Here is a 21,723-nt window from a genome sequence, read left to right on the forward strand (position 1 = left end):
TGACGAAAATCGCGCTTGGGCGTTAGCGTCGGGGTGATGCGTTCGATCCTTCTCGTCCTGGGTTTCGCCGCCGCGCTCTCCTCCCCTGCCTCGGGAGCGGATGACGTCGGCGCGCGTCGCGACGCCGTCGACGTGTCGATGGGGGTGGACGAGCAAGGCCACGGCGTCGTTCGCGCTCGCACCGAAATCGCTGCTTCACCCGAGGTCGTCTATCGCACCTTGCTCGACTGCGACCGCGCCGCTCGGATCATGCCCGGGGTCCGCAGGTGCAAGGTCGTGTCCTCCGGAGTCGAGGGCGAAATCCGGGAGCATGTGGTCCGGTTCAGCGTCTTCCTGCCGCCGCTACGCTCGACCTCCCGGGTGACGCTGGAGCCAAACCGGCAGATCCGCTTCACCTGCATAAAGGGCGACATCCGAGCGTGCGATGGAACGTGGCGACTGACGCCTATCGACGGCGGTCGCCGCACTCAGGTGGCCTATGATTTCTGGGCGTCACCCCCCTTTGGCCTTCCCGTCGACTTGGCTGGCCGCATGATGCGCCGCGACGCGCCAGCGGCGTTGGAGGCTCTTCGGCGCGAGTGCGAGCGCCCATGACCGCCCCGCTACGTCCACAGGTCGATGACCTGATGCTGTTTGACGGGATGTGCAATCTCTGCGACGGCGCGGTGCGAACGGTGATGGCGCTGGACCGGGACAGCGCCATCCGTTTCACCCCCCTGCAGACGCCCTACGGCCAGAAGCTCGCCGCCCTACACGGCGTGGACCCAAGCTCGCCCGAAAGTCTCGTTTTCCTGGAACACGGCCGGGCGCTCACGAAGACGGCGGCGTTCGCGGCAATCCTCCGGCGCATGCCGGCCCCATGGCGCTGGCTGGCGATCATCGACCACTGGCCACGCGGCCTGACCGACCGCGTCTATGATTGGATCGCCGTCAACCGCTACCGCCTCTTTGGGCGTCGGGACCGCTGCGTCATTCCCACGGAAAGCCAGCGCGCCCGGTTCCTGACCGAAGAACCCTAGAGCAACCCCGCGATGCTCTCGACGCTGTAAAGCTTCCGCAGAACGGGCGTACCCGGATCCGCATCGTCATGAAGCGCACCGCCACACTCGCGCCCTGCGACGGGGAGGCGAAAAGGCCACCATTAACGGTCACGTGACGCTTCGCTTCCCGGCAGATGACAGCTCGGTAAGGTTTACCTCGAGGGCGTCAGTGCTAGGGTTCTACGCGATTACTCAGGAGATTCCCGCGCATGATCCGCTCCGCCAAGCTGGCCTTCGTGGCGGCCGCCCTTTCGACCACGGCGTTGTCCCCCGTGGCCTTTGCGGCGACAAAACCGCTTGCGGAACCCGCGATCGCGGCCGCCGCGATCAAGGCGCCGCCGATTGTCTATCAGCAGCGCGTCCTGCCGAACGGCATGAAGGTCTTCACGTCCCGCGACGCCACGACACCGAACGTCTCCGTTCAGGTCTGGTACGGCGTGGGCTCAAAGGACGATCCACAAGGCCGCTCAGGCTTTGCGCACCTCTTCGAACACCTGATGTTCAAGGCCACGCGCAACATGCCAAGCGAGACGCTCGATCGCCTGACCGAGGATGTCGGCGGCTTCAACAACGCCTCCACCTGGGACGACTTCACCAACTATTACGAGGTCGCGCCGGCCAATCATCTGGAGCGCCTGCTCTGGGCCGAAAGCGACCGCCTGAAATCGCTGGTGATCGACGAGAGCGTGTTCGCGTCTGAACGCGATGTCGTGAAGGAGGAGCTGCGCCAGCGCGTTCTAGCCGACCCCTATGGTCGCTTCTTCGCTCTCTCGATCCCGCAGCAGTCGTTCACAACCCACCCCTACCAGCGCCCAGGCATCGGCTCGATCGAGGAACTGGACGCGGCCACGGTCGACGACGTGCGCGCTTTCCACCAGACCTACTACCGGCCCGACAACGCCGCCCTGATCGTGGTGGGCAACTTCGACCAGGCCAAGCTGGACGCGATGATCGACCAATACTTCAGCGGCATCGCCAAGCCGACCGGCGAGATTCCAAAAGTCTCGGTGGTCGAACCCGCGCGCACTGGGCCAAAGGAGGTCAACACCTATGGCCCGAACGTGCCCTTGCCGGCCTTGGCCATCACCTGGCTGGCGCCGGCCGCCGCCGACCAGGACGCTCCGGCCCTGACCGTGCTGGACGCCATCCTGTCGGCCGGGAAGTCCTCCCGCCTCTACGACAGCCTCGTCTATGACCAGAAGATCGCCCAGTCGGTGTTCTCCAGCGCGCCGAACAATGCCCAACCAGGCCTGTTCTACGTGGGCGCGATCATGGCGGGTGGTAAGACGGTCCAGCAGGGCGAGGCAGCTCTCCGCGCCCAGGTCGCAAGTCTTCGCGACGGCCTCGTTCCGCCCGCCGAGCTCTCGGAAGCCAAGGCCGGCCTATTGGCTGACGCCGTGCGTCGTCGCGAAGAGATCGACGGCCGAGGCTTCGCCATCGGCTACGCGCTGATGACCGAGGGCGACACAGCCCGCGCCAACACTAATCTCGCCGCGCTGCAGGCGGTCACCGCCGACGACGTCCAACGCGTGGCTCGCAAGTACCTCGCCGACGACAAACGCACCGTGATCCGCTACCTGCCGGAGAAGGACAGGCCGGCCGGCGAGAAGGATCCGACACCGCCGATCCCGAAAGTGGCCTCGGTGAAGTACGACGGCCCGGTCACGACACTGGCTCCGGAAGGCGAGCGTCAGGCCCCTCCGCCGATCGCCCAGCCCGTACCCGCCGTGCTGCCGACACCGGCTGAGAAGACCTTGTCCAACGGTCTGCGCGTTATTGTTGCGAAATCCAGCGACCTGCCGCTGATCACGGCTGACCTGACGGTGCGCGGCGGCGCGAGCTCCGACCCTGAGGGTCTGGCAGGTGTCTCCAGCTTGACCGCCGAGTTGCTCACCGAGGGCACGACCACCCGCTCGGCGACCCAAGTCGCACGCGAGACAGAGGCCTTGGGCGCCAATCTGGAAGCCGGTTCGGGCTGGGAGGCCGCCTCTCTGACTCTGAGCGTCACCGAGAACAACGCCGCGCCCGCCATGGCCGTCATGGCCGACGTGGCTAAAAATCCCGCCTTCGCGACGACGGAGCTGGATCGGGTCCGCGCCGAGACTCTCGACAGCCTTTCGGTCGCCTACCAGCGGCCCGGCAGTCTGGCGAGTTTCGCCACGGCGCCGGTTCTCTATGCTGGCTCTGCGTACGGCCACGTGGCGGGCGGCACGCCGGGCTCCTTGCCGAAGATCAAGCGCACCGATCTGGCCAAGACCCATGCGGCCTACTGGCGGCCCGACAACGCCGTCCTGGTCCTGACGGGCAACCTGACGCCGGAAGCCGGCTTCGCGCTGGCTGAGAAAGCCTTCGGCGGCTGGAAGAAGCCCACCTCGCCGCCGCCCGCGCCACCGGCCGCCCCGGCCGGCTATCAACCGCGCAACGTGATCATCGACCTGCCGGGCACGGGCCAGGCGGCGGTGGTTCTCGCCAAGCCGGCGATCACGCGGACCGATCCACACTACTATCCCGGCATAGTCGCCAACACCGTGCTCGGCGTGGGCTTCTCCTCACGACTGAACCAGGAAATCCGCATCAAGCGCGGCCTCTCCTATGGCGCCGGCTCCAGCCTGACGCCTCAGGGGCGCTTTGGCGGTTTCTCCGCGCGGGTGCAGACCAAGAACCAATCCGCCGGAGAAGTCATCTCATTGACCCGGGCGGAGCTGACTCGCTTAGCCTCAGAACCGGCCGCGGCCAATGAGCTGACGGCGCGCAAATCCGTTCTGGTGGGAGGGTTTGGCCGCGATCTTGGCACATCCGAAGGCTTGGCCAACATCCTAGGCAACCTAGCCGTCTACGGCGTGCCCTTGGCGGAAATTCAGGCCTACGCCGCGAAGGTCGAAGCGGTGACGCCCCAACAAGTGCAGGCCTTCGCCAAAGCTCAGCTCGATCCCACGCGGATGAGCGTGATCGTTGCGGGCGACGCCAAGGCCATGGGCGATGATCTCGCTAAGATCGCGCCAAGCGCCACGGTGATCCCGGCCGCCAAGCTCGACCTCGACAGCCCGAGCTTGGGCAAATGACGAAAAGCCTGGAGCACCCGTTCGAAAGGGCGCTCCAGGCGGATCGCCGCCTATTTTGATCTGGCGAGCAGATCGCGGATTTCCGTCAGAAGCTTCTCTTCAGGCGTGGGCGCGGCCGGAGCGGGCGTTTCGGCGTCCTTGCGCCGGATCTCATTGACCAGCTTGACCAGCAGGAAGACGACCACCGCGACAATGAGGAACTGGATCACGGTGTTGATGAAGGCGCCGTACTGTACGGCCACCTTCTCAACGGCCTGGGTCGCTGTGTCTTCAGGCCGCAGGACTAACTCCAGTTTGGAGAAATCCAGACCGCCGGTCAGCAGGCCGATCGGCGGCATAATGACCTGATCGACCAAACTCTTGACGATGCCGTTGAACGCCGCGCCGATGATCACGCCAACGGCCAAGTCGATGACGTTGCCGCGCGCAATGAACTCGCGGAACTCTTTGACGACGCTCATGACGGCCTCCTCGCCTCTTCAGGATGAGCGGGAGGCTGCGGGCGTTCGCGAGTCGGGGTCAAGCCCGACTAAGCACGCGTCTACTCGTCGCCGTCGGCGTTCAGCCGAGCGCGGAGCTCCTTGCCGCTCTTGAAGAAGGGCACGTGCTTGGCGCGAACCTCGACCGCTTCGCCGGTACGCGGATTGCGACCCGTTCGAGCCGGGCGCGACCGCACCGAAAGGGCGCCGAAGCCCCGCAGCTCAACGCGACCGCCGTCCTCCAGAGCGCCGATCATGCGTTCCAGGATAACGCTGACGACGCGCTCGACGTCCTTCTGCGTCAGGTGCGGATTTTCATTCGCGAGCCTGGCGATGAGTTCAGACTTGATCATCGATATCCCCGGAACGCCCTAGGACTAACAAGGCGCGACCGGACCTTTGCCCAACGAGGGCTGAGTCTTCAAGGGGTTGCGTGCGATTCACGACCAAGGTTCGGTTAATGCGCACGCTTAGGAACCCTTTGGCGCGCGGACGATCTGGGCCTCGCCGGCGAGGCGGCGAGCGGCTTTATTGGCCTCTTCGGCGTCGGCGAACGGAAGCTCACGACCAACACTCCGCGACGAAGACGTGAAGCGCGCCACGCCATCTTTCAGGCCTGTTGTCTGAACCAGCTCGTTATTGGCCAGCCGTCCCGAATAGCTCGGCCCCTTGACCGTGAAGCCCGCACCCTTGTTAGGCAGAACCACCTCGACTGTAGAGGTCGAATAGTTCGGGAACGGCGTAATGTACGGAGCGTCGTCATTTGGGCCGGGCTCTCGTCTCGGGAAGGCCGAAGCCTTGCCCGCCCCCGAACCAGGAAAACGGAACTCCCTCACACCAAGATCGTCATTCATCCTCCAATCCAGATCGGCGGAACCGCTGATCACGATCTTGCCGACGCCGTCTGGCGACACATCGAAGTCGATCTTCTCGATCGTCATCCAGCTCGTGCTTGCGGAGGCCTGCTGCTTGAGCACGCGCTCAAGGTCGGCGCGCGGCGTTGTGCGCAAGGCGCGCGCCATCGACAGCCCCCTTTCGCCGCGCAGGATGAGGGTGGTCGTCATGCGCGCTGGCTTGTCCAGACCTGCCGAGGCGTCGATATGAATCAGACCCTCGTCATCGGGCCGACTGAGTGGCGGCTGGACAATCTCCTCAATAGAGGCGCCTGCGGCCCGCAAAGGCAGCGCCCACCGGAACGGAGGCGGCCGCAAGCTGTCCAGGTCGCCCAGGTCGCCGGAACGGGTGCCATCCAGCCAATAGCTCTTGCCGTCGATGCGGGCACGGACAAGGACGTGATTGAAGAGCGCCGCTGAAGGCGTGCGCTCGCTGAGGCCATCGCCACCAGTTGTCGACACCAGAACCGGCTCGGCCTCGACCCCCAGTTCGCGCAGTACGGTCAGCAACAGCACCGTCTTGCCCTTGCAGTCGCCAAAGCGCCGCGACCAGGTCTCGTCGACAGACGCGGGCTTATAGCCGCCATCGCCCATTCCCAGGAACAGATAGCGCGTCTTGTCCTCGACCATCTGCAACGCCTTAAAGGCTCTCACCTTGGGATCCGAGCTGACGCCGGCGATCTGGGCGATTTCAGGCCTCAATGACGAGTCGGCCGATAGCTCCGAGGCCTTGGCGTAGAGGGGCGCCATGCGACGCGAGATATCGTCCCAGCCGCTGTAGGTCGTGGCTTCCAGCATGCCCAGGCGCTGGAAGCGCATCGGCGCGCCGATGGGCGCCTTTGGCGACTTCACATCGCGGACATCGACAAGCAGTTCATTGATCTTGCCGGACTTGCCGATCTTCGGCTGAGGAAAGCCCGTCGTGACCCTCCAGGTCAGGGGCGTACCGTCCGGCCATAGCAGACGAACGCGGTACCGGGCGGCGACGCCGCTCCAGCTCATCGCCTCGAAGTCGTTCGTGCGACCGCCCAGCAGCACCTCCTTGTGCTCCTGTGTGTAGGCCCAGTCGATCACGTCGCCGACCTGTAGATCCTTGATCTGGATCGAGGCGGTCATTCGCCCGTCGAGCATGGCGCGCTCGAGGTTCTTTTCGCGACGAAGAACCAGAACATCCTGCCCTTGCTTGAGCAAGTCGATCCGTTGGCCATTTCGGATTATGGCCAACGCATGCAACGTGACCTTGCTGCGAACCGGGTCCCAGGTCACCGACCGCGAGCCGCCCTGCAGGCCCTCTGGCTTCAGCACCTTGACGATGCGGCGGTTGTAGTAGGCCGAGCCCGAGCTATCGTGCTGGGATTGTTTGTCGCTCAGCAGAAGCTGAACCGAAGGCGCTTGATCGTCAGCCGGCGGCGCCGGGATCTCGGCGACCTGAACCCACTTGGCGGGCGGCCCATAGCTAGGCTTCTCATCGGCCTGCGCCGCGCCCGCCAAGGCCGTGACCGACACGACGGCAATCACCGCCCACCGAGCGCTCCATCCACTATCGACTGACAAGAAGACCCCCTCGCAACTCAACCCTGAGAGTTGTGGCAGGGTTTCACGCAAAAGAAAACGGCGGCCGGATTGCTCCGGCCGCCGCCAACTTCAACTCGAATGGAGCGGAAGCTTATTCCTTGCTGGCGCGCTCGCGGAGAGCGGCGCCCAGGATGTCGCCCAGCGAAGCGCCGGAGTCCGACGAGCCGAACTGCTCGATGGCTTCCTTCTCTTCGGCCATTTCCAGCGACTTGATCGACAACGAGACGCGGCGCGCGGCCTTGTCCAGGTTGGTGATCTGAGCGTCGATGCGGTCGCCGACGGCGAAGCGCTCCGGACGTTGCTCTTGACGGTCGCGCGACAGATCCGACTTGCGGATGAAGGCCGACATCGGAGCGTCGTCTTCACCGAAGCGGACTTCGATGCCGCCCGAGGTCACTTCCGTGACGGTGACGGTCACGGTCTGGCCCTTGCGGTAGGTGTCGCCCGACATCGGGTCGCCAGCCAGTTGCTTGATGCCCAGCGAGATGCGTTCCTTCTCGACGTCGACGTCGAGAACCTTCGCCTTGACCATGTCGCCCTTCTTGTAGCGGGCCATGGCTTCTTCGCCCGGGACGCTCCAGTCGATGTCCGACAGGTGCACCATGCCGTCGATGTCGTTGTCGAGGCCGACGAACAGACCAAATTCGGTCGCGTTCTTGACTTCGCCTTCGACGGTCGAGCCGACCGGGTGAGCTTCCAGGAAGGCTTCCCACGGGTTGGCCAGAGCCTGCTTCAGACCCAGCGAGACGCGACGCTTGGACGGATCGACGTCCAGCACCACCACATCGACTTCTTGCGAGGTCGAGACGATCTTGCCGGGGTGGACGTTCTTCTTGGTCCAGGACATTTCCGAGACGTGCACCAGGCCTTCAACGCCGGCTTCCAGCTCCACAAAGGCGCCGTAGTCGGTGATGTTGGTGATGCGGCCCGTGAACTTGGCGCCGACCGGGTACTTGGCTTCAACGCCGTCCCACGGATCCGACTGCAGCTGCTTCATGCCGAGGCTGATGCGCTGGGTGTCCGGGTTGATCTTGACGATCTGGACCTTCACGGTGTCGCCCACGGCGAGCACTTGGCTCGGGTGGTTGACGCGCTTCCAGCTCATGTCGGTGACGTGCAGCAGGCCGTCGATGCCGCCCAGGTCAACGAACGCACCGTAGTCGGTGATGTTCTTGACGACGCCTTCGCGGATTTCACCCTCTTGCAGCTGCGACACCAGTTCGGTGCGCTGCTCGGCGCGGGCTTCTTCCAGGATGGCGCGACGCGAGACGACGATGTTGCCGCGCGGACGGTCCATCTTCAGGATGGCGAAGGGCTGTTCCTTGCCCATCAGCGGACCGACGTCGCGGACCGGACGGATGTCGACTTGCGAGCCCGGCAGGAACGCCGAGGCGCCGCCCAGGTCGACGGTGAAGCCACCCTTCACGCGACCGACGATGGCGCCCATGACCGGTTCGTTCTTGGCGTAGACGCCTTCCAGGCGGGTCCAGGCTTCTTCGCGCTTGGCCTTTTCGCGGCTGATGACCGCTTCGCCGAGGGCGTTTTCCAGACGTTCCAGGAACACCTCGACCGAGTCGCCGATCTTGATGGTGGCCTTGCCGGCTTCGTCGACGCCGAATTCCTTCAGCTGGATACGGCCTTCGGTCTTCAGACCGACGTCGATGATGGCGAAGTCCTTTTCGATCCCGACGACCTTGCCTTTGACGACGGTGCCTTCGGCGAAGTCACGGCCGCCCATCGAGTCGTTGAGGAGCGCTTCGAAATCGTCGCGCGTCGGGTTGAAGCTCATATCGTCAGCCATGCTGATCTTTGGTCTCTAGGTTGGGGGAACCCCTTAAAACGAGCCCCGTCGCGAGACGGTTCTCGGGATTCCGGATGAAGTGGGTTTGATAAAGCGGGCCCGCGATACTCTCTGATCGCGGCGAGGCCGGGCGGTGGATTTGCCCCTCCGGCTAGAGCCGGTGACGGGCGCGCGCGTCCTCGACGATACGGCGGGCCGCATCGAAGGCCTGCTCTATAGTCATTTCCGACGTATCGAGCAAGACGGCGTCGGCGGCCTGCGTCATTGGCGCATCCTTGCGACCGCCATCGCGCGCGTCACGCTTGTGGATGTCGGCCAGGATATCCTCGAAATCCACCGCCTCGCCCTGGCCCACCAGCTGCTTCCAGCGGCGCTCGGCGCGGACCTCGGGACGAGCCGTGACGTAGAGCTTGGCCGGTGCGTGAGGCGCGATAACCGTGCCGATGTCGCGGCCATCCAGCACCGAGCCGGGCTCGCGCTTGGCGAAGTTGCGCTGCAGGTCGAACAGAGCGGCGCGGACGCCGGGGTGCACGGCGACCCGGCTAGCCGCTTCCCCGGCGGCGCGTGTCCGCACCTCGACGCTGTCGAGATCCGAAAGGTCAAGCGACCTGGCCACGGCCTCAGCCGCGATGGGGTCATCGAGATCGCCCGCGCCGGCCAGAACGCCAACCCCGACCGCCCGGTAGAGCAGGCCGGTGTCCAGCAGCGGATAGCCGTAAAGCGCCGCCAAGCGGCCAGCGATCGTGCCTTTGCCGGACGCAGCGGGCCCATCGACGGCGATCACGAACCCCATGCTCAGGCTTCCGCGAGCGTTGCGCCAAGGCCCCGCATCAGATCGACGAAGCCTGGGAAACTGGTGGCGATCATGCCGGGCTCGTCGACGGCCACCGGCGCCTGGGCGGCCATGCCCAGGATCAGGTGGCTCATCGCGATCCGGTGGTCGCCATGGGTCGTGACGGTGGCCCCGCCCTTCGGCGGATGTCCCGCCCCCGTGACGATGAACCCCTCCGGCTCCTCGACCACCTGGACGCCACACGCCTTGAGGCCGTTCGCCGTCAGGGCGATGCGGTCGCTTTCCTTGACCCGCATCTCGCCGACGCCGCGCATCACGGTGTCGCCCTCGGCGAAGGCGGCCGCGATGGCCAGGATCGGATATTCGTCGATCATCGACGGCGCGCGTTCGGGCGGCACAACGACGCCCTTGAGCTTGGAGTAGCGGGCGGTGATGTCGCCGACCTCCTCCCCGCTCGACAGGCGTTGGTTCGAGATCACGAGATCTGCGCCCATCTCCTGCAAGGTCGTGAAGAGACCGGTGCGCAGTTCGTTGAGCATCACGCCCTCGACCGTGACCTCCGAACCCGGGACGATCAGCCCCGCCACCAAAGGGAAAGCGGCCGACGACGGGTCGCCCGGCACAGCCACGTGGGTTCCGGTGAGCTTCTGACCTTCGGGAAGACGGATGTGCCGGATGGTCTTCTCTCCGACGACGCGGTCCTCGACGATCACCTCGGTGCCAAAGGCCCGCAGCATGCGCTCGGTGTGGTCGCGGGTCGCCTCAGGCTCAATAACCTCGACGCCGCCCTCGGCGTGAAGACCCGCCAGCAGTACGGCCGACTTCACCTGGGCCGAGGCCATGGGCAGCGTGTAGTTCAAGCCGCGCAGGTTGCCGCCTTTCAGCGTCAGGGGCAGACGCCCCTTGTCGCGACCCAGCCAGGTCGCGCCCATGCGGGCCAGGGGGTCCAAGACCCGCCCCATCGGCCGTCCGCGCAGCGAGCTGTCGCCGGTGAAGGTGGCGCACATCGGGAAACCCGCCGCCGCGCCCATGATCAGGCGAACGCCCGTGCCGGCGTTACCGCAGTCGATAACGTCGGAAGGCTCAGCGAAGCCGCCCTGGCCCTCGATGCGCCAGCGACCGACGCCTTCCTGCTCAACCCGCGCGCCGAAGGCCTGCATGGCCCGCGCCGTGGCGAGAACATCGTCCCCCTCGAGCAGCCCCTCGACCGTCGTCGTCCCTGTCGCGAGCGCGCCCAGGATCATAGAACGGTGGGAAATAGACTTGTCTCCCGGAGCGCGTACGATCCCTCGCAGAGCGCTTCCGGGGGCGCTCTTCAATCCAGCCGACGACATGCCGAAACCGGCTCCTTAGTATTTGGTTGTTTTCGCGAAGGGGTTTGCTTTTGACAGCGGCCTCCCGTCATGGCAAGTGACCGGCCGCTTTTCCCATCAGGATCAAAGGGTCGCCACCTTGGCAAATCCCGACTTGGGCGCAAAACAAATCTGCCCCAGCTGCCAGTCGAAGTTCTATGACCTCAACCGCCGTCCAGCTGTTTGCCCTAAGTGTGGCGAGCAGTTTGACCCGGAAGAGGCTCTGAAGTCGCGCCGCGTCCGCGCCCGCGCGATCACGCCGGACTATGAGTCCGACGATGAGAAGGAGCCGGTCGCCCCGAAGGAGGAGGACGGCTTCGAGGACGAGGTCGACGAGACTCCGGAAATCGACGAGGCGGCTGAGGCCGATGTTGTCGAGACGGACGACGAAGACGCCGAACCCGGCGCCGCGCCCGCCGGTGACGCCGACCTGGGCGTCGACTTCGCCGAGGACGACGATCTCGCCGAAGACGAAGCCGACGACGTTCCGTTCCTGGAGGACGAGGACGACGACATCCTCGACGAGGAGATCGAAGGCCTCCCCGGCGAGGGCGTCGACGACTGATCCAGTGGAAAGCCGGTCACGGATCGTCCCGCGACCGGCTTTCCACAAGCGTTTTCGGACCTGCGACATTTTTCTCGAAAAAAGTTCGCAGGGAGGGTTGATCCCCGGAAAATCCCGGACTAGGTTCCGCGCCTCTTCGGGGAGCGACACCAGTCGAAACGCTGAAGAGACCAAGGATTTCCGAGAGTTACCTCAGGTGTTCTCAGAAATTTTCGGGGCTATAGCTCAGCTGGTAGAGCGCTTGAATGGCATTCAAGAGGTCAGCGGTTCGACTCCGCTTAGCTCCACCATCAAGGCCCGGACGGAAACGTCCGGGCCTTGTCCATTTCTGGGCTTTGCCGTCGCCATCCGAGGCCACGCGTAAGCGAACTTCCCCCTCTTACCTCTTGAACGCTTCATCGCTGCTCGCCATGTCTAGCGTTGTGTCGCGGGGAGAAACGCCGATCCTCGGGTTGTTCACCGCGAACGAAGTCGCTTGAGCGAGGACTTCGCGATGACCCGGACGATCCTGTTCGACAGCCCTTTCTTGTTGGGCTTTGAGCACACCAGGGACCTAATCGAGCGCGCCGCCAAGGCCGCGTCCGAGAGCTATCCGCCCTACAATGTCGAGCAGGCCGAGAACGGCGGCGTCCGCATCACTCTGGCCGTGGCGGGATTCTCGCCCGAGCAGCTGCAGGTGACGGTCGAAGGCGGCCAACTGATCGTAGCGGGCAAACGCGACGCCGAAGGCCGCAGCGAGGCCGAGAGGGCCTTCCTGCATCGCGGGATAGCGGCCCGTGGCTTTGTCCGCACTTTCGTTCTGGCCGAAGGCATGGAGGTACAGGCCGCAACCCTGGAGCACGGCCTCCTGCACATCGACCTCGCGCGCCCAGAGCCCGAACGGCTGATCAAGCGCATCCCGATCCGTAGCGCGGGCTGACCGCGCATCAGAAGGTAACGCGGGCCAGACGGTCGCGTGGAACGAGTCTCTTCCGGCGCGGGCTGAACCGGCCGGAGCAAGAGGCGTTCCCTCATTGAAGGAGGTGGTCATCATGACGCCCAACACCCATCAAAGCCCGCTCCTCACGAGCGAAGCCTTCGCGGCCCTTGGAGCTCCTGATCTCGTCTACGTGCGACCTATCAAAGCCGCAGAATTGCTCGCCGACGCGCCCGAGGGCGTGGAGGATTTCAATCTCGCGCCCGACCAGACGCTTTACGCCGTCTGTCGCGCCGACGGCGCACGCCTCGCCGTCATGATCGACCGCGACACCGCGATCGCCACCGCGCTGGCGCACGAACTGGCGCCGGTCTCGGTCCACTAGGGCCGGTGTGGTTTAGATGGAAGCATCTGAGCCAAACAAGCCGACTCAATCTCTATGGACTGAGAGCGCGTTCCAGCGGTTTGGCCGCTCACACTTGAACCCAACGCGCTCTAGCGAAGAGTGTCATGCGGCCGTGCTGGCGGCCTCCTGGGTGAGAAGAACGTGGATGGCGTCGGCAGACTTGGCTTGGCGCAAGGCAGCGCGGGTTTCGGGCTGACGCAGCACACGCGCCACGCGGGCCAGAGCGCGCAGATGCTGGGCGCTCGCCTCCAGCGGCGCAAATAGCGCCACCATCAGGTCGACAGGCTTGTCGTCGAGCGCATCGAAGGGAACGGGCGTGTCCAGGCGCAGGACCACCGCCCGGACCCTATCCACGCCTTGAACACGAGCGTGGGGGATGGCGACCCCTTCGCCAACCCCCGTCGACCCGGCGGCTTCTCTTTCCAGAAGGCCTTCGAGGGTGGAGTCGGCATCCACGCCGAGCACGCGCGCGGCGACGTCAGCGACCAGAGAGAGAGCCTGGCGCTTGCCGGGTGCGCCAGCGCGTAACGCCACCGCCCCCGGGTCCAGAAGGTCGCCAATGGTCATAGCTTGTAACGTCCGCTCGTTATCGACCGCCTGGGCGCCGTCGCCGCGGATCCGCCGACGGCGCCAACGGCCGAGACACGGTCCGGTTAGCTCGCGGTTGACCCGTGCCCGTTCAGCGACTTCGTGCGTTCGGGATCGATCCAGCCGATATTCCCGTCTGGACGCCGATAGACCACGGACAATCCGCCGTGGGCGGCGTTCCTAAACACGATTGCCGGGTAGCCGGTCAAGTCCAGTTCCATGACAGCCATGGAAACGGTCATTGTCTTCAAAGCGGCCTGGGTCTCCGCGATGACCATCGCCGCGGGCGCGCCCGTCGGGTGGTCGATATCCACATCCCAGTCATGATCCTCGCCGTCCCCAGCGTCGGGCGCTTGGAGAACGAACATGGCCGCGTTCTCGACCTTCTTGGCCGTCGCCGCCGCGGAATGGCTCTTGAGCCTGCGCTTGTATCGTCGAATCCGTGTGTCGATCTTGGCCAGCGCCGAGTCAAAGGCGGCGTGGGCGTCGCCTCCCGACCCGTGGCTGATCAATTGCTGACCCGAGGCCAGCTTGACCGAACAATCGACACGGAAGGCGTAACCCTCCTTGCTGACCACGACCTCGGCGGCGCCGCCGCGATCGAAGTATTTGCCGATGCTTAGGGCGATTTCGTCGGAGACTCGCGCTCGCAGAGCCTCGCCAACGTCGACATGCTTGCCGGAAACTTGGACTTGCATACCGATACAACGCGCCTGTCTCGAACGGGTGTCAAGCGGTCCGAACGCTCCTTAAGGAGCCGTCAGAACAGACCCGAAAATACGCTGACGAGCTTGCGCACGGCCATGATCACCACGTGCGCGCTGACGAACAGAAGTCCCCCGCTGAACAGCGCCATCACGTAGCCCGCCAACGCAAGGATTCCGTCCCGCTGGAGCAGGGCCAAAGCCAAGATCGCCACGGTCGCTCCCGGCGCCAGATTGCCCAGCGGGATCGGCAAAACCAGCACCAGAGCCAGCAAGGTGCAGACCACGCCGATGGCGCGCTCGCCCACCGGTGCGAACATTGGTCGCAGCCTGGGACGGGTAATCAGCTCCATGCTTCGCACAATCGGGGCGAGGCGACGGAAGAGGCCGCGCATGTCGTCCCGCTTCAACGGCTTTTCGGTGAGTTTTCTAGGAAGCCAGGGATGGTCGGCGCCCATGGCGATCTGCGGGGCCAGGAGCAGGATAGGCAGGGACAGGATCGTCGATGACCCCGGCGGCAGGGGCAGCGTGTTCAACAGGCCGAAGACCAGCAGCATGGCGCCAAAGGCGCGGCTGTCGAAGGCGTCGAGCATCTCGCCGACGGTCAGGGTTGGGCGGGCGTCCTCGCCGAACCCCTCGATCACGTCCGCCAGGCTCTTCTCGCTCATCGGTTCCTCGTCACGCCCGCACAGGAACGCGCGGAAGCCGATTAGGCCGCGCGGCCAAGAGGCGCGCGCGGTGTTCACGCCTCATATAGGGCGGTCAGGCCATTTCCTTCATCTGTCGTCTACGCTCGACCGACGACGGGATACGCATGGCCTCGCGGTACTTCGCCACCGTGCGCCTGGCGATATCTACACCGGCAGCTTTCAGGATCTCTACGATCCGATCGTCAGAATGGACGTCAGCCTCGGTCCTTTCCGCATCCACCAGGCCCTTGATCTTGTGACGGACGCTAGCGGCGGAGTGGGCCTCGCCTCCTTCAGAAGACTGGATGGCCGAGGTGAAGAAGAATTTCAGCTCGAACACCCCGCGCGGCGTGGCGATGTACTTGTTCGAAGTGACGCGACTGACCGTGCTTTCGTGCATGCTGATCGCATCGGCGACCGTCTTAAGGTTCAGGGGACGAAGGTGCTCGACGCCATAGGCCAGGAAGCCGTCCTGTTGGCGCACGATCTCACTGGCGACCTTCAGGATGGTCTTGGCACGCTGATCTAGGCTCTTCACCAGCCAGTTGGCCGAGGCCATGCAGTCGGCGACAAAGGTCTTTTCCTGGTCGCTTCGCGCGCCCTTGGCCACACGGGCGTGATAGCGCTGGTCGACCAGCACGCGCGGCAAGGTGTCGGTGTTCAACTCGACATGCCACATGCCGCCTAGACCCTCGCGCACCATGACGTCCGGCACCAAGGTCTCGGCCTGTTCGCTGAGATAGGCCGCGCCGGGACGCGGGTTCAGTGATCGCACTTCCGCGATCATGTCGCGCAAATCCTCGTCGTCGACTCCGCAGACGCGCCGCAGGCTCGCCATGTCGCGCTTGGCCAGCAGTTCGAGGTGGTCGAGCATGGCGGCCATGGCCGGATCGTAGCGGTTCAGATCCTTGAGCTGGAGAGCCAGGCATTCACGGACATCACGCGCGAAGACGCCAGCCGGTTCGAAGCCCTGCAGGACGGTCAGGACCTCCTCGACCATTTCAAGTCTGCAGCCCAGACGCACGGCGAGTTCGACAACGTCCAGGCGGAGATAACCGCCCTCATCAACGGCGTCGATCAGGAAGTCGGCGATGGCGTTGCGAACCGGCGACAGACCAGCCTGGGCCAGCTGCGCGCGCAGATGCGCCGAAAGAGTGGGGACATCGACAAGAGCGCTCTCGTAGCCGTCTTCACTATCGAAAGACCCGCCGGAACCGGCGCGAGACCAGTCGATCTGGCCCCCGGCGTGCTCGGCCTCGATAGTCTCGCCCGCGGCGCGCTCGCCGGGGGACGCATCTTCCACGGGGGCATCCATTTCACGGCCGGCGGCCGTGTCGGCTACACTGTCGACCGGCGTCAGACTTGGGTCACGCTCGGCCTCGACATCCGGCGCAGGCTGGGCCTCGCCCTCATCACGCAGCAACAGCGGATTGCGTTCGAGCTCGGCCTCCACGAAGGCGTCGAGCTCGATGTTCGATAGCTGCAGCAGCTTGATCGCCTGCTGCAGCTGGGGGGTGATGACGAGGCCCTGGCCTTGCCGGAGCTCTAGTCGATGGCTGAGCGCCAATGCGCCCTCCTGACGAACGAACCAATCTCGACCGTCATTGAAGGGCTGGTTTGGTTAACGGGTTGCGAACGCCTGCAAATATCGGGCCGGTGCGACCTTCCGCCTCGGAAAAAATCGCGCCAGAGGCTAAATATTTGCCCTGAAAGGACTTTTCACCGAAACGGTCTGATTGAGGGACGTTTCGCGGCGATCAAAGCCTCGATCAAGCGCCCAACCTGGGTTCCGAAAAGCTATCGCCCAGATACACTCGCTTAACTTCCGGGTTATCGACGATTTCGCGGGGCGAGCCTTCGAACAGCACCTCGCCCGCATGGATAATCGAGGCCCGGTCGATGATGTCGAGCGTTTCGCGCACGTTGTGATCGGTGATCAGGATGCCGATCCCGCGGCTTTTCAAATAACCGATCACCTCTCGAATGTCGGCGATCGCCAAGGGGTCGATACCGGCGAACGGCTCGTCGAGCAGCATGAAAGACGGCTCGCTGGCCAAGGCCCTGGCGATTTCGACGCGACGACGCTCGCCGCCGGAAAGGGCGACCGCAGGCGATTTGCGAATGTGAGTGATCCTTAGCTCTTCGAGGATGCTGGTCACCTGCTCGCGGGCCTTACGGGCGTCCTTCTGACGCATCTCAACCACCGCCATGACGTTCTGCTCGACCGTCATGCCTCGGAAGATCGAAGCTTCTTGCGGCAGATAGCCCACGCCGAGACGCGCGCGCTGGAACATCGGCTGAGCCGTGATATTTTCGCCGTCCAGATAGATCGCGCCGTAATCTGCGGCGATCAGGCCTGTGACCATGTAGAAGCACGTCGTCTTACCGGCGCCGTTCGGACCCAGCAGGCCCGCGACCTCGCCACGCTTCAGGCGCAGGGAGACGTTCTTGACGACCGGTCGGTCGCCGAACGACTTGCCGACGGAATCAACGAACAGGCCGTCCATGTCGCTGGAGGTCAGGGTCATGAAACGGTCCTAGCGCTGGGCCGGTTGGTCGGATGCGGCGGGCGCGTCGCTCTTCTTGCTATCATCCTGATAGAACACCGCCCGAACCCGGCGCGGAGCGCTGCGTCCCTTGGCGGTGGACTCGAGCCTAGCGTCGTTGGTCTTGGTGTTGACGGTCAGGCGATCACCGCGCGCGACGTCCTTGCCCTTGGTCAGGATAACGTCGCCCGTCAGCACGGCGGTGCTGTCACTGAACGTGTAGACCGCGCGATCGCCGCGAGCCTTCTGGTTCTCGCTGACCACATAGACGTCACCCTCGGCCTCGAGGCGTTGCGCGTTACCGCATCCGCTCTCCGAACCCGCGCGCTTGGCGCTGTAAACGGTCACCAGCTGGGCGCGCATCCGCGAGCGATCTTGCAGAATCTCCACATTGCCGCGGAAGATCGTGATGCACTTGCTGTTGATCGTTTCCTGCTGATCGGCGGACACGTCGATCGGCGCGCTCGAGTCGCCTTGTTGGGCGAGAGCCGCGCCAGCGCCCCCCAACCCAGACAGGACCAACGCGGTCGCCGCAGCAGCCGTCCATCGCTTCATCAGAACCATGTCCTCATCCGTCGCGCGCATCAGCGAACCCGCGCCATTTACGTTCTTTACTGCCGTTCTAGCCGCGCGCGAACCCCGCCCCTGAAAACGATGCGGTCGCCCTTGTCATATACGGAGTAGGCGCTCGATTGCACCTGCCCGCTGGGTCCTTCGCCGTTGAGGGCGCTCTCGCCGGTCACATCACCGGTACGGGTGTCGACAAACGACTCCTCCGACGCGAAGCGATAGCCGGTCCCATCGTCCAGCCGCACGTCATCTTTCAAGATCAGGCCAAAATCGTCCTGGCGATAGACTCCGTTCTTGGCAGTCATGCGGGTGGGCGTCGGCGAACCAAGATCCAGGGTGAGAGCTGGCTCGTCCAGCAGGATTCGTCGGGGGTCGGCGTCATCGCGGATCGCCGACCGCGCGGTGATCATGAAGCTGCGGCCGTCGATCGACTGGCCGTAGAACCGCGGCGTGATCAGGCGGATCTCGGTCTTGGCCTCGGTCGGCGGATGCGTGGCGGCCATGTAGGTGCGCCATCCAACTTGCGAAACGACCACTAGCAGCAAGGCCCCGATCACGATCGGCAAGACGATACGCGCCAGCAGGACGCGGCGCGAGCGGCTGCGCCAGCGCGCGAGATCGGCGCTGATGGCTCGTCCGGTCATGACCGCAGTCGGGTGCATACGCCTTCCGTCAGCTGTGCGCGAAGATGTCGACGTCCTCCCACCCGGCCAGGTCCAGCGAGGCGCGGTGGGGGAGATAGTCGAAAGCGGCCTGGGCCAGACGCATACGGCCCTCGCGTTCGAGCATGGCGTTGAGCTTCTCGCGCAGCGCATGCAGATGCAGCACATCCGACGCCGCATAGGCGACCTGGTCGGCGCTCAGCGAAGTCGATCCCCAGTCCGAGGACTGCTGCGCTTTCGAGAGCTCGATGCCCAGCAGTTCGCGCGTCACGTCCTTCAGGCCGTGGCGGTCGGTGTACGTCCGGGCCAGCTTCGAGGCGATCTTGGTGCAGTAGACAGGGGCGGTCACGACTCCCAGATGGAGTTCGAACATGGCGATATCAAAGCGGCCGAAGTGAAAAAGCTTCAGAACGGCCGGATCGCTCAACAGGGCCTTGAGATTCGGGCAGTCGTAAGCTGGGCGGCCCAACCGGACGACATGGGCGTCGCCGTCGCCGGAAGATAGCTGCACCACGCACAGTGGGTCACGACCTAAGCGCAGGCCCATGGTTTCAGAATCAATCGCAATGATGCTCGCGCCTGCGAACGCGCCTTCGGGCAGATCGCCCTCGTGAACGAAATGGGCCAAGTCTCAGAAGTCTCCGGCGAGAATCGCGCGCATGACGCGTTCAACCACGCGCCCAATGTAGGCGCGCGCTACTTATACTCACGATGAATGATATGTTTATCCGTCGAGGATTTTGGCGCCACCCCTCAGCTTCGTTCAATGAGCTGAAAACGGGGTGGTGCCCAGGAGAGGACTCGAACCTCCACGACCTTTCGGTCACTGGCACCTGAAGCCAGCGCGTCTACCAATTCCGCCACCTGGGCCCGCAGTCGCAACCGGTTAGGTCGCCGCGAGGCCGGGACGTTTAGGGAAAGCGCCCGGCCACGTCAACAGCGAAAAAACGACAAATCGTGATTTCATTGCGTCGCCGCGCGCGGTCGTCTAATTCCCGCCTCATCGCATGCGATGAGGAATGAAGATGCAGGGTCTTGTCACGGTGTTCGGCGGCTCCGGTTTCGTGGGCGGCCAAGTCGTGCGGGCGCTCGCCAAGGCGGGCTATCGCGTGCGGGTGGCCGTGCGCCAGCCGAATCTGGCCTATCGCATGCGCATGCTGGGCGATGTCGGCCAGATTGAGGTGGTCCAGGCCAACGTCCGGGTTCCCAGCTCGGTCGCCCGGGCGCTGGACGGCGCCGAGGCCTGCGTGAACCTTGTCGGCGTGCTCTTCGAGAGCGGCCGGCAGAAGTTCCTGTCGGTGCACACCATGGGCGCGCGCAACGTCGCCGAGGCCGCCGCCAAGGCTGGCGTAAAGCGCCTGGTCCATGTCAGCGCCATCGGCGCCGACGTGAACAGTGCAGCCAAGTACGCTCGCTCGAAGGGCGAAGGCGAGGCGGCCGTTCGCGAAGCCTTCCCCAGCGCCACCATCGTGCGTCCCTCGATCGTGTTCGGCCCCGAAGACGACTTCTTCAACCGTTTCGCCCAGATGGCCGCTCTGGCGCCGGTGATGCCGCTGGTCGGCGGCGATACGAAGTTCCAACCGGTGTTCGTCGGAGACGTGGCCGCAGTGATCGCCAACGCCATCGCCAGCCCGGCCTCCGTGGGCGCGACCTATGAGCTGGGCGGTCCGACCGTCTACACGATGCGCGAGATTCTTGAGCTGATCCTGACCGAGACGGGTCGGACCCGCCCCCTGCTCCCCGTGCCGTGGCCGATCGCCAAGCTCATCGGGACGCTGGGCGACCTGCAGGCCTCGATCCTGCCGCTGGCCCCGCCGCTGACCACCGATCAGGTCGAGATGCTGAAGAGCGACAATGTCGCCGATCATGGCTTGCCGGGCCTGGCCGAGGCCGGCGTCGCCCCGACCGCCGTCGAAGCGGTGGTTCCGACCTATCTCTATCGTTATCGCAAGGGCGGTCAGTACGCCGAGACCCCAGCGGGCGCGTTCTAGCCGGACAGCCCTATCCGACGTTCAGAAGCGGACGCCTACCGGCGTCCGCTTTTTCGCTTCCAGGCGATCAGTGGGGGGCGTAGAGCAGCGCCAAGCCGATGACGCCCACGGCGATCCGCCAATAGGCGAATGGCGCGAAGCCGTGACGGGTGATGAAGTTCAGCACCGTCTTGACGACAAAGACGCCCGAAACCAACGCCCCGACAAAGCCTACGCCGATGAGGCCCAGGTCGTTGGCGCTTAGCTGGTCGATATTCTTGTAGAGGTCGTAGGCGAAGGCGCCAGCCATGGTCGGCATGGCCAAAAAGAAGCTGAACTCGGCCGCGGAGCGCTTGTCGCATTTCAATAACAACGCCCCAGCGATCGTCGCGCCAGAGCGTGACACGCCCGGCACCAGGGCCAGGCACTGGAAGAGGCCGATGATGAAGGCCGTCTTCAGCGGATAGTCGGCCACATCGGTATAGCGCGGCTCGAACTTCATGCGGTCGAGGGCCAACAGGATGAAGCCGCCGATGATCAAGGTAGAGCAGACCAGAGCCGGCGTCTCATAAAGAACGGTCTTGATGAAATCGTGCGCGGCCACGCCGACAAAAACCGCCGGCAGGAAAGCCAGCAGAATGCCAATCACGAACCGACGGGAGCCCGGGTTGGTCGGCAGGGTGGTCAGCAAGCCCCATAGACGGCCGAAGTAGACACTGGTGATCGCCAGGATAGCACCCAGCTGGATCAGCACCTGAAAGGTGTTTCCGGGGCTGTGGAAGCCCAGGAAGTGGCCGACCAGCAGCAGGTGCCCCGTCGACGACACGGGGATGAATTCGGTCAGACCTTCAATCAGCCCGAGAATGAGTGCGATAAGCCAATCCGGCATGAACGTCCCCTAGAGCGCCAACCCCTTCGGCGTGCGCCAAACATCGTAAATACGGCGTTAATCCACAAAGTAGACCATTATCCGAGCCTCTTGCGATCGGTTCGCAATGACCACGCCCCTGACAGGGATATATTTGTCTATAATTTTTACCAACACATTCTTATTGCCCGAAAGAGTCCGTAAGACGCCCGCCAGAGCAATTTTTCTCCCGCCAGGGATGACG

Annotated in this window: 21 protein-coding genes, 2 tRNA genes and 1 pseudogene; 8 read left to right on the forward strand and 16 right to left on the reverse strand. The window is 64.4% G+C overall.

Translation table 11 applies throughout. From position 1 onward, the window contains the following. Nucleotides 1–36: 36 nt before the first annotated feature. The 3 genes from CSW59_RS11995 to CSW59_RS12005 all read left to right on the forward strand — a co-directional run bounded on the left by CSW59_RS11995 (nt 37) and on the right by CSW59_RS12005 (nt 4,102). Nucleotides 37–594, forward strand: coding sequence for an SRPBCC family protein (locus CSW59_RS11995; protein ID WP_099444575.1), 558 nt, complete (start codon nt 37–39; stop codon nt 592–594). Further along, entirely contained in the window at nt 591–1,019 is a 429-nt protein-coding gene (locus CSW59_RS12000; RefSeq protein ID WP_099444247.1) for a thiol-disulfide oxidoreductase DCC family protein, read from the forward strand. Before CSW59_RS11995 ends, CSW59_RS12000 begins: the two co-directional genes overlap by 4 nt. Nucleotides 1,020–1,249: 230 nt before the next feature. Beyond that, a complete protein-coding gene (locus CSW59_RS12005; protein ID WP_099444248.1) occupies nt 1,250–4,102 on the forward strand; it encodes a pitrilysin family protein in 2,853 nt (950 codons plus the stop codon). Nucleotides 4,103–4,152: 50 nt separating this feature from the next. On the opposite strand, the gene mscL is transcribed toward CSW59_RS12005, so the two are convergent. The 6 genes from mscL to aroA form a co-directional block, all read right to left on the reverse strand. Then, nucleotides 4,153–4,563 carry a large-conductance mechanosensitive channel protein MscL gene (gene mscL, locus CSW59_RS12010; protein ID WP_099444249.1) on the reverse strand — a complete coding sequence of 137 codons (411 nt, stop codon included), beginning with the start codon at nt 4,561–4,563 and terminating at the stop codon, nt 4,153–4,155. 80 nt (nt 4,564–4,643) lie between these two features. Continuing rightward, nucleotides 4,644–4,934, reverse strand: coding sequence for an integration host factor subunit beta (locus CSW59_RS12015; RefSeq protein ID WP_066687914.1), 291 nt, complete (start codon nt 4,932–4,934; stop codon nt 4,644–4,646). 117 nt (nt 4,935–5,051) lie between these two features. Next, on the reverse strand, nt 5,052–6,992 hold the full coding sequence (locus CSW59_RS12020; protein ID WP_236632215.1) for a DUF3857 domain-containing protein: 1,941 nt from the start codon (nt 6,990–6,992) through the stop codon (nt 5,052–5,054). 148 nt (nt 6,993–7,140) lie between these two features. Then, entirely contained in the window at nt 7,141–8,850 is a 1,710-nt protein-coding gene (gene rpsA, locus CSW59_RS12025) for a 30S ribosomal protein S1 (RefSeq protein WP_099444251.1), read from the reverse strand. 151 nt (nt 8,851–9,001) lie between these two features. Beyond that, entirely contained in the window at nt 9,002–9,643 is a 642-nt protein-coding gene (gene cmk, locus CSW59_RS12030) for a (d)CMP kinase (protein WP_099444252.1), read from the reverse strand. Nucleotides 9,644–9,645: 2 nt separating this feature from the next. Then, the gene (gene aroA, locus CSW59_RS12035) at nt 9,646–10,977 is read right to left on the reverse strand and encodes a 3-phosphoshikimate 1-carboxyvinyltransferase (RefSeq protein ID WP_099444253.1); all 1,332 of its coding nucleotides are present in this window, start codon (nt 10,975–10,977) and stop codon (nt 9,646–9,648) included. Nucleotides 10,978–11,095: 118 nt separating this feature from the next. Between aroA and CSW59_RS12040 the strand changes: the two genes are divergently transcribed. The 4 genes from CSW59_RS12040 (at nt 11,096) to CSW59_RS12055 (ending at nt 12,861) form a co-directional block, all read left to right on the forward strand. Further along, on the forward strand, nt 11,096–11,560 hold the full coding sequence (locus CSW59_RS12040) for a TIGR02300 family protein (RefSeq protein WP_099442689.1): 465 nt from the start codon (nt 11,096–11,098) through the stop codon (nt 11,558–11,560). Nucleotides 11,561–11,774: 214 nt separating this feature from the next. Next, nucleotides 11,775–11,850 (forward strand) — tRNA-Ala (locus CSW59_RS12045). A 203-nt stretch (nt 11,851–12,053) separates the two neighbouring features. Then, nucleotides 12,054–12,479, forward strand: a complete 426-nt coding sequence (locus CSW59_RS12050) for an Hsp20 family protein (protein ID WP_099442690.1) — start codon at nt 12,054–12,056, stop codon at nt 12,477–12,479. Nucleotides 12,480–12,591: 112 nt separating this feature from the next. Then, entirely contained in the window at nt 12,592–12,861 is a 270-nt protein-coding gene (locus CSW59_RS12055; protein ID WP_099444576.1) for a DUF1150 family protein, read from the forward strand. 123 nt (nt 12,862–12,984) lie between these two features. Here the strand turns inward: CSW59_RS12055 and CSW59_RS12060 are convergent, their stop codons facing one another. The 9 genes and pseudogenes from CSW59_RS12060 to CSW59_RS12100 all read right to left on the reverse strand — a co-directional run bounded on the left by CSW59_RS12060 (nt 12,985) and on the right by CSW59_RS12100 (nt 19,511). After that, nucleotides 12,985–13,449 (reverse strand): PTS sugar transporter subunit IIA, encoded by a 465-nt coding sequence (locus CSW59_RS12060; RefSeq protein WP_099444254.1) that lies wholly within the window; start codon nt 13,447–13,449, stop codon nt 12,985–12,987. Nucleotides 13,450–13,535: 86 nt separating this feature from the next. Further along, nucleotides 13,536–14,168 (reverse strand): ribosome hibernation-promoting factor, HPF/YfiA family, encoded by a 633-nt coding sequence (hpf, locus tag CSW59_RS12065; RefSeq protein ID WP_099444255.1) that lies wholly within the window; start codon nt 14,166–14,168, stop codon nt 13,536–13,538. A 62-nt stretch (nt 14,169–14,230) separates the two neighbouring features. After that, complete coding sequence (locus CSW59_RS12070; protein WP_099444577.1) at nt 14,231–14,842, reverse strand: exopolysaccharide biosynthesis protein; 612 nt, start codon at nt 14,840–14,842, stop codon at nt 14,231–14,233. A gap of 94 nt (nt 14,843–14,936) precedes the next feature. After that, a complete protein-coding gene (gene rpoN / locus CSW59_RS12075) occupies nt 14,937–16,430 on the reverse strand; it encodes an RNA polymerase factor sigma-54 (protein WP_099444256.1) in 1,494 nt (497 codons plus the stop codon). A gap of 202 nt (nt 16,431–16,632) precedes the next feature. After that, nucleotides 16,633–17,391, reverse strand: coding sequence for an LPS export ABC transporter ATP-binding protein (lptB, locus tag CSW59_RS12080; protein ID WP_099444257.1), 759 nt, complete (start codon nt 17,389–17,391; stop codon nt 16,633–16,635). A gap of 9 nt (nt 17,392–17,400) precedes the next feature. Further along, the gene (locus CSW59_RS12085) at nt 17,401–17,964 is read right to left on the reverse strand and encodes an LptA/OstA family protein (protein WP_201722786.1); all 564 of its coding nucleotides are present in this window, start codon (nt 17,962–17,964) and stop codon (nt 17,401–17,403) included. Between the two features lie 56 nt (nt 17,965–18,020). Next, a pseudogene (lptC, locus tag CSW59_RS12090) lies at nt 18,021–18,685 on the reverse strand (LPS export ABC transporter periplasmic protein LptC). Beyond that, entirely contained in the window at nt 18,652–19,269 is a 618-nt protein-coding gene (locus CSW59_RS12095) for a ribonuclease D (RefSeq protein WP_099444259.1), read from the reverse strand. Before CSW59_RS12095 ends, lptC begins: the two are co-directional and overlap by 34 nt. Nucleotides 19,270–19,424: 155 nt before the next feature. Continuing rightward, nucleotides 19,425–19,511, reverse strand: a tRNA-Leu gene (locus CSW59_RS12100). A gap of 155 nt (nt 19,512–19,666) precedes the next feature. Here CSW59_RS12100 and CSW59_RS12105 point away from each other — a divergent pair. After that, complete coding sequence (locus CSW59_RS12105; RefSeq protein WP_099444579.1) at nt 19,667–20,632, forward strand: complex I NDUFA9 subunit family protein; 966 nt, start codon at nt 19,667–19,669, stop codon at nt 20,630–20,632. A gap of 67 nt (nt 20,633–20,699) precedes the next feature. On the opposite strand, the gene CSW59_RS12110 is transcribed toward CSW59_RS12105, so the two are convergent. After that, nucleotides 20,700–21,500 carry an undecaprenyl-diphosphate phosphatase gene (locus CSW59_RS12110; protein ID WP_099444260.1) on the reverse strand — a complete coding sequence of 267 codons (801 nt, stop codon included), beginning with the start codon at nt 21,498–21,500 and terminating at the stop codon, nt 20,700–20,702. Nucleotides 21,501–21,723 lie beyond the last annotated feature (223 nt).

It is taken from the genome of Caulobacter sp. BP25 (genome assembly GCF_002737755.1).
Classification (GTDB): domain Bacteria; phylum Pseudomonadota; class Alphaproteobacteria; order Caulobacterales; family Caulobacteraceae; genus Caulobacter.